Here is a 12,952-nt window from a genome sequence, read left to right on the forward strand (position 1 = left end):
GCTAAAACTCAAACTGATAGAGCAAATCCAGTGCCTGATCAACGCCAGACACGGCTTCCAAATAGAGTTTGGGCATCAGGCGATAACGCAAGGTTAAAGTCGCCAGTGAATCAAATATGCCAACACCGTATTTTACTTGCAGACCCGGCAACACATAACCACTTACCTGCACCTGCTGGCTGTCGCCAACACCGGTGGTATCAAGCGCAAGGTTACTGACACCGAATGTCTCACCGATTTTACCCATAACCTGCCCACTTTGTGCAACCCCCAAGCCAATTAAGGCTGAAGTTAGCGCATTGCTGTCGCCGTTGGCATCGAGTCCCTGACCACGCAACAGATAAGAAAGCGCTTCCTGCTGCGACATCGCCGGGTCGGAAAAGATTTCAACTTTAGGTTCATCAGCTAATCCGGTTACGCGAATCCCGGCGGTGACATCATCCTCCGTCGATTCCGGATTGCGGATAGCTTCGAGGTTCAGATAGGGCTGATCAGGCGGCCCGGCGAATTGCAGCTCGCCTTTGCGCACAATCAAATCCTGGCCATAAGCACGGAAACGACCGTCAGGAATATTAATCTGGCCATTTAAACCAAGACCGGTTTTATCCTGCACCAGCTTCAGATCACCATTCAGCTTCGCTTTCAGGCCGAAAGCCGACAAGCGTACATCGTTGCCGACGTGGATAACCAGATTGCTGTTAATCGGAATCGCGGTGCTTTTCGGCTGAATCGGCTTCAGGTTCTCGTCCAGCATCACCTCGTCGGACGACACGCCGGTCGCACTTTCCGGCACTTCCTGCACCGTGATACGCGCCCAAGGGATATCTACCCTGCCGTCAAGATTGAAGGCGGCAGGCGTGGCCTCAAACACCAGGTCTGGCGACACATCCATCCGCACCATCGGCGGTACGGTGACACGTACCCGGCTGCCCTGGGCGGCAATCCGCGCGCGCCAGTTATCCAGCTGGCTCCAGTCGGCATTACCGTTGAGGTTGATATTGCCTTGCGCGGTTTGAATCAAGCCATTGAGGGTCGAACTCATCCCGTTAAATACCAGGTTAAGGTTAGCAGCCGTGAGATCAACCGGCATAAAGCTGGCTTCCACATCCACACCACTTAACGCCAACTGACCGAACACCTGCGGCTGTTGCAGATTACCACCGAGGCGTAGCGCGCTGTTGAGGCTGCCCTTGATCTTCTCGCCCTGCATCAATGCCGGGTTGAACATCGCCAGCGAAATGTTACTGATATTGACGTTCCCCGACAGCTGACGGCGTTTCTCCGGATCGGCGATTTGTACGTTACCACTCAGTTGCCCGTTATTCGCAATACGAATCAGCCAGTCGAGCTGAGCACGACCATTGCGCATGGCGGCATTGAGGTTGAGGGTATCGAAAGCAATAGGCAGCGTATTCCCCTGCACATCCTGCTCGACTTTCACCCCATTGCCCTTCAGTGCAACGGTGCCAGTTGGCAGTGCGCCGTCGGCTGTCCAGTTCACCCGCGCATCACCACTGAAGACGCCTGTCAGTTTGGTTTCATCGGTGAGGAAGGGTTTAATCATCGCCAAATCAAAACGGCTCAGTACCACGTGCGCGTGACCACTGGCTCCGGCTTCAATCGGTTCCGGCACACACACTTGCGCGTTCGGGTTCTGCCAGCAGTGTGGCCCGATAGTCGCGGTTTGCTTGCTGTTGAGATAATCAATCGCCATCGCCCGCGTCAAACGCCACTCGCCCACTGGCGTATCGAAACGGGTATTGTTCAACGTACCCTGCCAGTGCTGGGTTTTGCGATCGAAGCTACCGTTGAGCGCCAGTTGGCCGGAGACCGGTTCACCCTGCACGTTCAGCTTCAGCTGATGCTGTTTTTCGTTACCGTCAGCGTTGAGCGTCAGCAAATTGATCGCCAGTGTGTCCTGCTTGAGTTGCTCAACGCGCAGTTGCAGCTTACCGGCCACCTGGTCGCTGGATTTCACATCGCCCTGCAACGCAACACGCGCAATACTCAGCGCCTGCCAGCGCAGGCCTGTCGCGGTGAGATCAGCCAACACCTGCGGTGCCTGTAACGTTCCACGTGCCTTGATATTGCCTTTCACCACACCACCTAATCCCGGCAGTGCATTGTCGAGGTGCGGCGCATCAATCACCGCGTCAAGGTTCAGGGCATCACCCAACTCGCCTTTGACATCAACGTGGTTACGCCCCAGCACCAGATTGATACCGGGGATTTTCCACTGGTTATAGCTATTGCCGGTCAGCGAGCCGTCCGCACTCACGGCGTTGTTTTTCACATTCCCTTTCAGTTGCAACTGCGGCACGCTCAGCTGCCAACTGCCCCCGTACAGGCTGCCGCGCGTGGCGATTTTACCTTCCAGCTTCGCGGGCCATTCCGGGTATTGTTTGGCGGTGTTGATGCCGGACAGCGTCAGTTCACTGTGCCAGCTGATCGCTTTGCTCCAGTCCACCAGCGCCGTCAGATCGATATTGCCCTGTAGCGCGGCAACACGCAGTTTATCGAGGCTGAACTGCTGCACGTTGCCTTTACCATCAAGGGCGATGTCAGCAGGCGGAACGCCTTCTCCTTTCACTGCGGTACGCAATGACATCACGTAATCGGTGGCTTTACCTTTGAACTGATAATCCAGCTTATCCGCCTGATACTGCACCGGGCCGGTCAGCGGCCAGCGCAGTTGCGGGCTGGTAAGTTTCAGCGACAACGGCAGCCCCACCGCCGCAGGCTGGGCGGCAGCATCTAACTGCGCCTGCACCGGGCCAGAGAGATTAAGCGCCAGCTTTAACTCATCACGCAGCGCGCCGCTCAGGTTCAGTTTGATCTTTTCCCCTTTAATTGGGTCGAGATTCACCGCACCGTTGAGCGCAAAATTGACCGGCCAGTTATCGGCCAGAGTGGCCTCACCGCTGGCGTTGACCTGCCCCTGCGTGGAATCCACATCGAAGGTTTCCAGTTGCAGATGGCGATCGTTCGTCTGGGCTTTCAGCAGCAGGCTGTTAATGGTGACATCGGTATCGCCGGTCAGGCGTAGTTGTTTACCGCTCAGCTCCTGTACGGTGATATCCAGCGGCAACTGGAAGTCTGGCAACGCCGGTAGTAGCGGCTGAGCAAACATCGCCTGTAGCGTCTCACCCAGCGGTTTTTCATCCGGCTGTGGCTGCTGAACTTTCGGCTGCACCACCTGCTCGTCGACCACTTTGGCTGCTTTAGGCAGCGCAATCAGCAGGCTTTCAATATGGGTGGGTGTCAGTGTCAGCGCACGGTCCTGCCAGTGCAGGCCGGTGGTGAAATCCAGCAGCGAAATCGCCGTGTCATCCACTTTAACGTTGATGTTATGCAGGCCGACTTTGCTGAGGGTGATCGGATAAGGGGTACTGAGATTGGTTGTCCCGCTCTCCGGTTCTGGCGCAGCCTGACTGGCCGGTGCCATTTTCTTGCTATCCACCACCACGCTGACATCCTGCAACGCAATGTCGTTGACACACACCGCTGAGTGCAGCAGGCAATTCAACCTGAGCGCCAGATGGAAGCGCCCGGCATCCACGCTGACGCCTGGCATTTCATATTTCACGCCACTGAGCGTCAGATCGCGCCAGCCACCTTCCACCTTGTCGATCGACAATCCCGGCACCCAGCGATCGGCACCTTTCAATAACAGATGTAAACCCGGTGTGGTGCCAATCAGGAACGCCACGCTGCCAAAGATCAGCAGCAGAAAAATACCAAAACCAATCAGGACCTTTTTCCACAGCTTCATAGTTCAGGCCCCAGTCCGATATAAAATTGCAATCCATGCTCCTCATCATCACCAATCGGACGAGCGATATCGAGTTTGATCGGCCCGACCGGAGAGGCCCAGCGAACGCCAAAGCCTGCGCCGGTTTTAAAGTTGCTTTGTTTGATGTCGTTCACCGCTTCGCCGGAATCGACAAACACCGCTCCCCACCATTTCCCGGTGACGTTGTACTGATATTCGAGTGAACCGGTCGCCAGTTTCGAGGCACCGGTCAACTTGCCATTTTCATCACGCGGAGAGATCCCCTGGTATTTATAGCCGCGAATGCTGCGGTCGCCCCCGGCGAAGAAACGCAGGTCGGGCGGCACTTTGTCAAAATCGTTGGTTTCGATCCAGCCAAGATTGCCACGTACCACGAAACGGTTTTTCTCGCCCAGGGTGCGTATCCAGACGTTTTGCGCCTGTAAGATCAGGAAATCGACATCCGAGCCCCAGGTCGTGTCAGAGACATCGGCGGAATAGCGTTGCGAATCACCCCAGTCAGGCATCAGGCCACCACGCGAACGGGTGCGGCTGAGGCTGACGCCCGGATACAGCAGCATGGTGGTGTTCGTGACGCTACCCTGGGTAAAGTGATCGAGGCTCCAGCGCAGGTTGACGGCTTTTTGCCAACCGCTGCTGCTATCCCAGTTGCGTGACATGCCGAGCGTGGTGGTGTCGGCTTTGGTGTCGTTCAGATCGGTGCGTTTTACGCCACCCGAGAAGGTATAATATTGTTCCAGCGGGCTTTTTAGCAGCGGAACTTTGTAGCTGAGGTCGAGCTGCTGCTCCGGGGCGGATATATACGCGCTGGTGGTCAGACTGTGGCCGCTGTCGTTAATCCACGGCTTTTTCCAGGTGCCTTTCAGGCGCGGCCCCACATCTGTGGAGTAACCAATACCGGTTTCGAGGGTGTTTTCCACACGCGGCGAAACCACCGCGTTTAGCGGCAACACCTTGGTTTGCCGCCCTTTGTCAAATTCCGGAGCCACCACCACGGAGTTAAACCAGCCAGTGGCCGAGAGGCGGCGGTTAAGTTCGGCTAAATCACGTGAGCTGTAGGGATCACCTTCTTTGAATGGCACCAGATTACGCAGATAGGCTTCATTAATCTGTGAACCCTGGAAGGTGACGTCGCCAAAGCGATAGCGCGGACCGCTGTCATAATCGATATCCCAAAACGCCTCACGACGTTCTACCGATACACCAAGCTGACTCCGCTTAAAGTCACCGTCGAAATAGCCATTACGCAGCGCCAGGCTGGAAAAACCACTTTTAAATTTGTCGTAAGCGCCGTGATTGAGCTGGGTGCCCACTTTGGGGGTGCCCTGCTTTACCCAGGCTTTGTAGTCCGGATCATTTTTCGCTGCACCTTCCACCACGATGGTGCTGCCACCAATCTTCACCGGCTCCCCGGCAGTGACGCGCGCGATCAATACCGGCCGTCCGCCCTGGGGCGGTGCCGGGCGCGATTCAAAGTCAATCTGCGGTTCGTAGTAACCCAGCGCGTGCAGACCCTCTTTCACCGCGACAGAAACGCGCGCGCGAAAACGGCCGTCGTTGGAAACCTCATCGCTACCGATGGTCGAGAGGCGCGCCCTGACGTTTTTCTCTAAATCCCCGGATAAGCCTTCCAGCTGCAATCGCACCTTCGCCGCCTGAAGGGCAGGTGCAACCAGCAGCAGGCTGGCCAAGCAATAAACATGAAATCGTGGCACGCTTACTCCTGTTAATAATGCCTGCCCCTATTCCGCAGGGGCATGTGTCTGTTTCGCGGGTAAAACCAGTGCAGGCATACCCATCAGCATAGCCGCTCTTTTCCCCGAACAGCTGCATAAAAACGGCAACTAAGCCAAATCGCGTCTATTGTCGGCAAATGCCCGGATCGATACAACAGCCAGACGGCGCTTCTGCGTCTTCTTGACAAGCACTCAGACTAATCTTAATGCGCGCATCGTCTCCGCTGGCGGCATGATAAGCGCTGCTGCTATAATCAGCGTCCTGCAGGCTTTGCCTGCGTTCATTTCTGCCCCGACGTTTACTGCCTTGTCGAATTGGCGCAGACATTTTTGGCACGGATAGCCCTGTTTGACTGGTGAGTACCGGATGTACGCCCTTTCTGAGCTGCCCAGGCCAAAAATGACAAGTGATTAACCCAACGGACCTTTTATGCTCGATAGCTTACTTGTCATCCTTTTACTGATTATTATCAGTGCGTTTTTTTCTCTGTCGGAGATCTCGCTGGCGGCTGCCCGTAAGATCAAGCTCAAACTGCTGGCCGACGAAGGCAATATCAACGCACAGCGTGTCCTGAAGATGCAGGAGACGCCAGGTATGTTCTTCACCGTGGTGCAGATCGGCCTGAATGCGGTCGCCATCCTTGGCGGTATCGTCGGTGACGCCGCATTTTCGCCCGCCTTTAACTCGCTGTTCATCCGCTTTGTTTCACCAGAACTGGCCGATCAGCTGAGCTTTATCTGCTCCTTCACCATCGTCACCAGCATGTTCATTCTGTTTGCCGATTTAACCCCGAAACGCGTGGGTATGATCGCGCCAGAAGCCATTGCGCTGCGTATCATCAATCCGATGCGTTTCTGCCTGTTGGTGTTCCGCCCGCTGGTCTGGCTGTTTAACGGCCTTGCGAACGTCTTCTTCCGTATCTTTAATCTGCCGATGGTGCGTAAAGATGACATCACCTCCGATGACATCTATGCCGTGGTGGAAGCCGGTGCGCTGGCCGGGGTGCTGCGCAAGCAGGAGCATGAGCTGATTGAGAACGTGTTCGAACTGGAATCGCGTACCGTGCCCTCTTCCATGACATCACGTGAAAATATCGTCTGGTTCGATCTGCACGAAGACGAGAACAGCCTGAAAGCTAAAATCGCCGAACATCCGCACTCCAAGTTCCTCGTCTGCGATGGCGATATTGACCATATCGTCGGCTATGTCGATTCCAAAGAGCTGCTGCTGCGCGTGCTGGGCAACCAGAGCATGACGCTGAATAGCGGAGTACAAATTCGCTCCGCGCTGATTGTGCCGGATACGCTGACGTTATCGGAAGCGCTGGAAAGCTTCAAAACTGCCGGTGAAGATTTTGCGGTGATCATGAACGAATACGCGCTGGTGGTCGGTATTATTACGCTCAACGACGTGATGACTACGCTCATGGGTGACCTGGTCGGCCAGGGTCTGGAAGAGCAGATTGTGGCGCGTGATGAGAACTCATGGCTGGTGGAAGGCGGTACGCCGATTGATGACGTGATGCGTGTGCTGCACATCGATGAATTCCCGCAGTCGGGCAATTACGAAACCATCGGCGGCTTTATGATGTATATGCTGCGTAAGATCCCGAAACGTACCGATTTCGTGAAATTCGCGGGTTACAAGTTCGAAGTGGTCGATATTGATAGCTATCGCATTGATCAGTTGCTGGTAACACGCATTGATGAACGCCCGCCGGTGCTGAATGTGGCGAAGAGCGCCGTCGCTGATGCGGAAAACCCCTCATCGTAAAAAAACTTAGGGCGCCATCGGCGCCCTTTCTTCTGCTTAATGGTACTCGGCTTGTAGCCGCAGCACTTGGCGATTGATTTCAGACATCACACTTAAGTGCTGTACGTCTTTGACACGCGGGATAAGCACTTTCCCTTTGTCGAACTCGAATGCGCCAACGTCCTTGATATACAACCTTCCTTTAAATAGCGTTTTTACATATTTCGCAATTTGCAGCGGATTATAACGCTGGAAGATCTTCATACTGTTCTAACTCCTGTACAGATGTAAAACGCTTCGCCGTTGCCAAAATCGGTACGAGCCCATGAAGCGAAAATGAGGCCTAAACTATAGAACATCCTGCGTTGCGGATGTTCCGAAAAAATGAATTTTTTACTGAATTGACACATCATTACAGAACACTCTGTTATCACGGTCACACAATCCAGTATAAACCTTCAGACATTAAGGAATTGTGGCGTCGGTTACAAAGCTGTGAAATCTTCGCGACAGGGCGCATCATCCACGCTTATTATTGCAGGAACATGACTAACTGGTCGGATCACTAAGGAGCGACTTTCATGCGATTGCCACATCTGCTGTTTGCACTGGCACTGGTTTTGCCCAATATCGCCGCAGCCCACCTGTTCAAACAAGGGGAGCGCGTACCCGCAGTCGGTGTGAATGACAAAGGAGAATTGCTCTGGCAACAGGACAAATTCAGTTATCGCCCGTGGAATAGCGCCCAACTGATTGGCAAGGTGCGAGTCATTCAACACATTGCCGGGCGATCGTCAGCAAAAGAACAAAATGCGGCACTGATTGAAGCCATCAAAGCTGCCGGTCTACCGCATGACCGCTATCAGACCACCACGGTGGTCAACACAGACGATGCGATTCCGGGAACCGGTATGTTTGTGCGCAGCAGCATCGAAAGCAATAAACAGCAGTATCCGTGGTCGCAATTTATTGTTGATAGCAATGGCAATGCGCGCAAAGCCTGGCAGCTGGAAAGTGGTGGCTCAGCGATTGTGGTGCTGGATAAGAGCGGGCATGTCCAGTTCGCTAAAGATGGCGCACTGACGCAGCAAGAAGTACAGCAGGTGATGACGCTGTTACATCAACTACTGAAGTAGCGGCGCGCGATTGATCACGCCGCTACGGAAAACGCTAAAACAGCGACACACGAAAGCCTGGGTTGAGGAAAGATTCACGCGGGGCGTAATCGAGGGTTTTACCGGTCCAGTCATGCACGTGCGCGCCTGCGGCAATCGCGACAGCGTGTCCGGCACCGGTATCCCAAATGTTGGTCGGCCCAAAACGCGGGTAGAGCTGTGCTTTGCCCTCTGCCACCAGACAGAACTTCAGCGATGAACCGATGGCTGTGGTCTGATGCTCACCCAGTTGCTGGATATACTCTTTCAGCTCCTCATCCTTGTCGAAATGAGAACGGCTGATCACCACCAGCGGTGGACGTGCATCGCGCACATGAATTTGGGTTTTATTGCCGCCTTCTTCTTTCCAGGCTTTGCCTTCTGCCGCGGAATACAGCACGCCAATCGCAGGGGCATACACCACCCCCAGTACCGGTTTGCCATTTTCAATCAGGGCAATATTGACCGTGAACTCGCCATTGCGCTTGATAAATTCTTTGGTGCCGTCGAGCGGATCAACCAGCCAGTAACGCTGCCAGTGCTGACGAATTTCCCAGCCCGGAGGATCCTCTTCAGACAGGACCGGCACCTCTGGTGTCAGGCTATTCAGACCCGCGACAATCACTTTATGTGCGGCGAGATCGGCTGCCGTGACCGGGGAATCATCCGCCTTGCGTTCGATATCCATCGGCTGCACGCCGTTATAAACCTGCATAATCGCATCGCCCGCCGCACGCGCCAGCTGGCAAATTTGCTCTAACATACTTCACCTCTTTTCTGCTGATTCTGCTTACTCGCTGCCAACGGTAAACCTGTAACCATTTTAGCAGGCGACCGGTTTTAACCGGCGTTCACGCCTGGGGCGAGAGCAATCTATTTTAATATCAATATCATAGTTCATCGCCTGCCGTCATCTATGACATCTCGCGCTACGGTATCAGTACAACAACATGGCAAAACCCTGAAGCACATCACGTTTTCATCTGACAATTTGTCACCTTTTTACATTATTTTGAGAGGCCCATTGGACAGCAACAAGGAGAAAACATGTTCAAAGTGAGCATGGCGTTACTGACACTCGGCCTTTCTGCCAGCCTGGCACAGGCCGCAACGGTGGATCTGCGCATTCTGGAAACCACCGATCTGCACAGCAATATGATGGACTTCGACTATTACAAAGATACCCCGACGGAAAAATTTGGCCTGGTGCGCACCGCGACGCTGATTCATCAGGCGCGTGCGGAGGTCAAAAATAGCGTGCTGGTGGACAATGGCGACATCATTCAGGGCAGCCCACTGGGCGATTACATGGCCGCGAAAGGGCTGAAACCCGGCGAAGTCCACCCGGTGTATAAAGCACTTAATACGCTGGATTACAGCGTTGGCAATCTCGGCAACCACGAATTTAATTATGGTCTGCCCTATCTGAAAAAAGCGCTGGCCGGCGCGCGTTTTCCTTATGTGAACGCCAACATTATTGACCTGAAAAGCGGAAAACCACTGTTTACCCCTTACTTAATCAAGGAAACTACCGTCACTGACCGCGACGGCAAGCCACAAAAGTTAAAAATTGGTTATATCGGCTTCGTTCCGCCGCAGATTATGATTTGGGATCGCAACAATCTGCAGGGAAAAGTTCGCGTTGATGACATCACGGAAACAGCGAAGCGTTATGTGCCGGAAATGCGTACAAAAGGTGCTGAAATAATCATCGCTATCCCGCATTCCGGTTTAAGCAGTGAGCCGTATCACGCCCTGGCAGAAAACTCGGTTTACTATCTCAGCCAGGTCGCAGGTATTGATGCCATCATGTTTGGGCATGCCCATGCGGTGTTCCCGAGCAAGGATTTTGCGGCGATTAAAGGCGCTGATATCACTCAGGGGACGCTGAATGGTGTGCCCGCCGTGATGCCGGGCATGTGGGGCGATCATCTTGGTGTGGTCGATTTGGTGCTCAATAATGCGGGTGGCCGCTGGCAAGTGACGCAGGGCAAAGCGGAGGCGCGTCCGATCTACGACAGCGCAGCCAAAAAATCACTGGCGGCCGAAGACGCCGGATTGGTGAAAGTGCTGGCTCAGGACCATCGTGCGACGCGGGCATTCGTCGCCAAACCGATCGGCAAATCCGCTGATGTGATGTATAGCTATCTGGCGCTGGTACAGGACGATCCAACGGTACAGATCGTCAATAATGCGCAGCGTGCTTATGTCGAACATTTTATTCAGGGCGATCCCGACCTCAGCCGGTTGCCGGTACTGAGCGCCGCCGCGCCCTTCAAAGCCGGTGGACGCAAAAACGATCCGGCCAGCTACGTGGAAGTGGAGAAAGGCAATCTGACCTTCCGTAACGCCGCCGACCTCTATCTCTATCCCAATACCCTGGTGGTGATGAAGGTCAGTGGGGCGCAGGTGAAGGAGTGGCTGGAGTGCTCCGCCGGGCAATTTAACCAGATCGATCCGCACAGCACGCAACCCCAGGCGCTGATCAACTGGGATTTCCGCACCTACAATTTTGATGTCATTGACGGCGTGCAGTACCAAATTGATGTCACCCAACCGGCGCGTTACGACAGCGAATGTCAGTTGATCAATAAAGATGCTTCGCGCATTAAGGATCTACGCTGGCAGGGTAAACCCATTGACCCCGGCATGACCTTCCTGGTGGCCACCAATAACTATCGTGCTTACGGCGGCAAGTTTGCGGGTACAGGGGATAAGTTTGTGGCGTTTGCTTCACCGGATGAGAACCGCTCCGTGGTCGCGGCTTATATCAGCAGCGAAACCAAAGCGCAGGGTGAGGTGAAACCGCAGGCTGACCATAACTGGCGTCTGGCACCGATTCATAGCGATACAGCGTTAGATATTCGTTTTGAAACCGCACCTGGCGCGAAAGCGACCGGCTTTATCCAGCAACACGCGGATTATCCAATGAAAACGGTGGGAAGTGATGAGATTGGTTTTGCCATCTGGCAGGTCAATTTACAGCAGCCGTAAGGAATGGCGGGCGGCATCGTGCCGCCCAGCCTGAGCCTTACAGAATTTCCAACAGCTCAACTTCAAAGATCAGGGTGCTGAACGGCGGGATGGAAGCACCTGCGCCACGCTCGCCGTAAGCGATGTTGTGTGGGATCACCAGTTCCCATTTGGAGCCAACCGGCATCAGGGTCAGCGCTTCAATCCAGCCAGCAATCACGCCGCTTACCGGGAATTCCGCCGGTTCGCCACGCGCCACAGAGCTATCAAACACGGTGCCGTCGATCAGCTTACCGGTGTAGTGTACACGCACACGGTCCTGACGAGACGGGATAGCCCCATCACCCTGTTTGATCACGCTGAATTGCAGACCTGATTCGGTGCTGCTCACGCCTTCACGCTGTGCATGCTGCTCAAGGAACTTCTGGCCTTCTGCTGCCATCGCCTGTACACGTTCACGACGCACACCTTCAGCACGTTCGTGTACTTCGCGCAGTGCACGATGGACCACATCAACCGGAACTGCCGGTGAATTCCCTTCCAGCGCGTCGCGCAGGCCCGCGAGCAGCGCTTCCGGTTGCAGGCCCTGCAATCCGGACTCCAGCAGCTGCTGGCCTACCTGTAAACCGATACCGTAACTTGCTTGTGCTTCGACGCTGTCGAATGAAGGGGTCGTCATCTTGTTTCCTTAATCCCGGAGAAAAATAGAAACGGCAGCATAACAGCGCAGGCCGCTGGCGTAAAATCTCACGCATCACAGATGACATTTCTCAGGGAAAGAGAAACAATACAGATGTGAAATTTTTCAATGCTGGCAGGCACTTCGCCCCAACATTGCCCATACTACAATAGAGGAGAGGATGAACCTTTCCTCCGTCGAGATAAGAGAGAATACATGGGCCAGATCGCCCCACGACGTCGCAGGACGCGCGCACCGCGTACTATTTTACCCTGGTTGCAACGTTGGCTGCCGCAAGGCAAACGCCAGGCCGCCAGTGAGGAGGATTCACGAATGGCTTCTGCTACCCCTTCCCGTGTTGCCGAAGGTCTGAACCGTGTCTGGCATTTGCTGGACAACGTCCGCTGGATGGATCCCCTGCCCGCGCTGCATCGTCGCGGTATCGTCATTGCCCTGCTGGTCATCCTGCTGGCCTTCCTGTGGCCGAGTAGCACCCCGCAGTACCCGGTAGAACGCCCGGTCAGCGATAGCGCACCTAAAGAGGTGCCGATGCAGGCGGAGATTTATGACAACAAGGCAGCACCTGCGCCTGATTCACAAGGCGAATGGCATACCTACACCGTCGCATCCGGCCAGACACTGGCGCAGCTGTTCCGCGATAACAATTTACCGGTAAATGATGTGTTTGCGATGGCACGAGTGGAAGGCAACGATCAACCGCTGAGCGCGTTGCAAAGTGGTCAAGAGGTGAAGATTCGTCAAAATGCGCAGGGGGTAGTGACAGGCTTGACGGTGGATAGCGGCAACGGACCGGTGCTGTTTACCCGCCAGCCGGACGGCAGCTTTATTCGCGCGCAATAACAA

Annotated in this window: 9 protein-coding genes; 4 read left to right on the forward strand and 5 right to left on the reverse strand. The window is 54.6% G+C overall.

Annotation, left to right across the window (positions count from 1 at the left end):
• Position 1 precedes the first annotated feature (1 nt).
• Both PAT9B_RS17780 and PAT9B_RS17785 read right to left on the reverse strand, forming a co-directional pair.
• Positions 2–3,772, reverse strand: coding sequence for a translocation/assembly module TamB domain-containing protein (locus tag PAT9B_RS17780; protein WP_013510672.1), 3,771 nt, complete (start codon positions 3,770–3,772; stop codon positions 2–4).
• On the reverse strand, positions 3,769–5,508 hold the full coding sequence (locus PAT9B_RS17785; protein ID WP_013510673.1) for an autotransporter assembly complex family protein: 1,740 nt from the start codon (positions 5,506–5,508) through the stop codon (positions 3,769–3,771). Before PAT9B_RS17785 ends, PAT9B_RS17780 begins: the two co-directional genes overlap by 4 nt.
• A 451-nt stretch (positions 5,509–5,959) precedes the next feature.
• On the opposite strand from PAT9B_RS17785, the gene PAT9B_RS17790 reads away from it, so the two are divergent.
• On the forward strand, positions 5,960–7,303 hold the full coding sequence (locus PAT9B_RS17790) for a hemolysin family protein (RefSeq protein WP_013510674.1): 1,344 nt from the start codon (positions 5,960–5,962) through the stop codon (positions 7,301–7,303).
• A 36-nt stretch (positions 7,304–7,339) separates the two neighbouring features.
• On the opposite strand, the gene PAT9B_RS17795 is transcribed toward PAT9B_RS17790, so the two are convergent.
• Complete coding sequence (locus PAT9B_RS17795; RefSeq protein ID WP_013510675.1) at positions 7,340–7,546, reverse strand: DUF1107 domain-containing protein; 207 nt, start codon at positions 7,544–7,546, stop codon at positions 7,340–7,342.
• Positions 7,547–7,863: 317 nt separating this feature from the next.
• Here PAT9B_RS17795 and PAT9B_RS17800 point away from each other — a divergent pair, with 317 nt between their 5' ends.
• Entirely contained in the window at positions 7,864–8,418 is a 555-nt protein-coding gene (locus tag PAT9B_RS17800; protein ID WP_013510677.1) for a YtfJ family protein, read from the forward strand.
• A gap of 34 nt (positions 8,419–8,452) precedes the next feature.
• On the opposite strand, the gene cysQ is transcribed toward PAT9B_RS17800, so the two are convergent.
• On the reverse strand, positions 8,453–9,199 hold the full coding sequence (gene cysQ, locus PAT9B_RS17805) for a 3'(2'),5'-bisphosphate nucleotidase CysQ (protein WP_013510678.1): 747 nt from the start codon (positions 9,197–9,199) through the stop codon (positions 8,453–8,455).
• Positions 9,200–9,483: 284 nt separating this feature from the next.
• On the opposite strand from cysQ, the gene PAT9B_RS17810 reads away from it, so the two are divergent.
• Positions 9,484–11,430, forward strand: a complete 1,947-nt coding sequence (locus PAT9B_RS17810) for a bifunctional 2',3'-cyclic-nucleotide 2'-phosphodiesterase/3'-nucleotidase (protein WP_013510679.1) — start codon at positions 9,484–9,486, stop codon at positions 11,428–11,430.
• A 37-nt stretch (positions 11,431–11,467) separates the two neighbouring features.
• On the opposite strand, the gene fklB is transcribed toward PAT9B_RS17810, so the two are convergent.
• The gene (fklB, locus tag PAT9B_RS17815) at positions 11,468–12,088 is read right to left on the reverse strand and encodes an FKBP-type peptidyl-prolyl cis-trans isomerase (RefSeq protein ID WP_013510680.1); all 621 of its coding nucleotides are present in this window, start codon (positions 12,086–12,088) and stop codon (positions 11,468–11,470) included.
• A gap of 216 nt (positions 12,089–12,304) precedes the next feature.
• On the opposite strand from fklB, the gene PAT9B_RS17820 reads away from it, so the two are divergent.
• Entirely contained in the window at positions 12,305–12,949 is a 645-nt protein-coding gene (locus PAT9B_RS17820) for an OapA family protein (RefSeq protein ID WP_013510681.1), read from the forward strand.
• The last annotated feature ends 3 nt before the right edge of the window (positions 12,950–12,952 follow it).

It is taken from the genome of Pantoea sp. At-9b, assembly GCF_000175935.2.
GTDB lineage: Bacteria > Pseudomonadota > Gammaproteobacteria > Enterobacterales > Enterobacteriaceae > Pantoea.

Coding starts and splice junctions, on each gene's coding strand:
- PAT9B_RS17780 (WP_013510672.1), bottom strand. CDS start 3,772: ATGAAGCTGTGGAAAAAGGTCCTGATTGGTTTTGGTATTTTTCTGCTG.
- PAT9B_RS17790 (WP_013510674.1), top strand. CDS start 5,960: ATGCTCGATAGCTTACTTGTCATCCTTTTACTGATTATTATCAGTGCG.
- PAT9B_RS17795 (WP_013510675.1), bottom strand. CDS start 7,546: ATGAAGATCTTCCAGCGTTATAATCCGCTGCAAATTGCGAAATATGTA.
- PAT9B_RS17800 (WP_013510677.1), top strand. CDS start 7,864: ATGCGATTGCCACATCTGCTGTTTGCACTGGCACTGGTTTTGCCCAAT.
- cysQ (WP_013510678.1), bottom strand. CDS start 9,199: ATGTTAGAGCAAATTTGCCAGCTGGCGCGTGCGGCGGGCGATGCGATT.
- PAT9B_RS17810 (WP_013510679.1), top strand. CDS start 9,484: ATGTTCAAAGTGAGCATGGCGTTACTGACACTCGGCCTTTCTGCCAGC.
- fklB (WP_013510680.1), bottom strand. CDS start 12,088: ATGACGACCCCTTCATTCGACAGCGTCGAAGCACAAGCAAGTTACGGT.
- PAT9B_RS17820 (WP_013510681.1), top strand. CDS start 12,305: ATGGGCCAGATCGCCCCACGACGTCGCAGGACGCGCGCACCGCGTACT.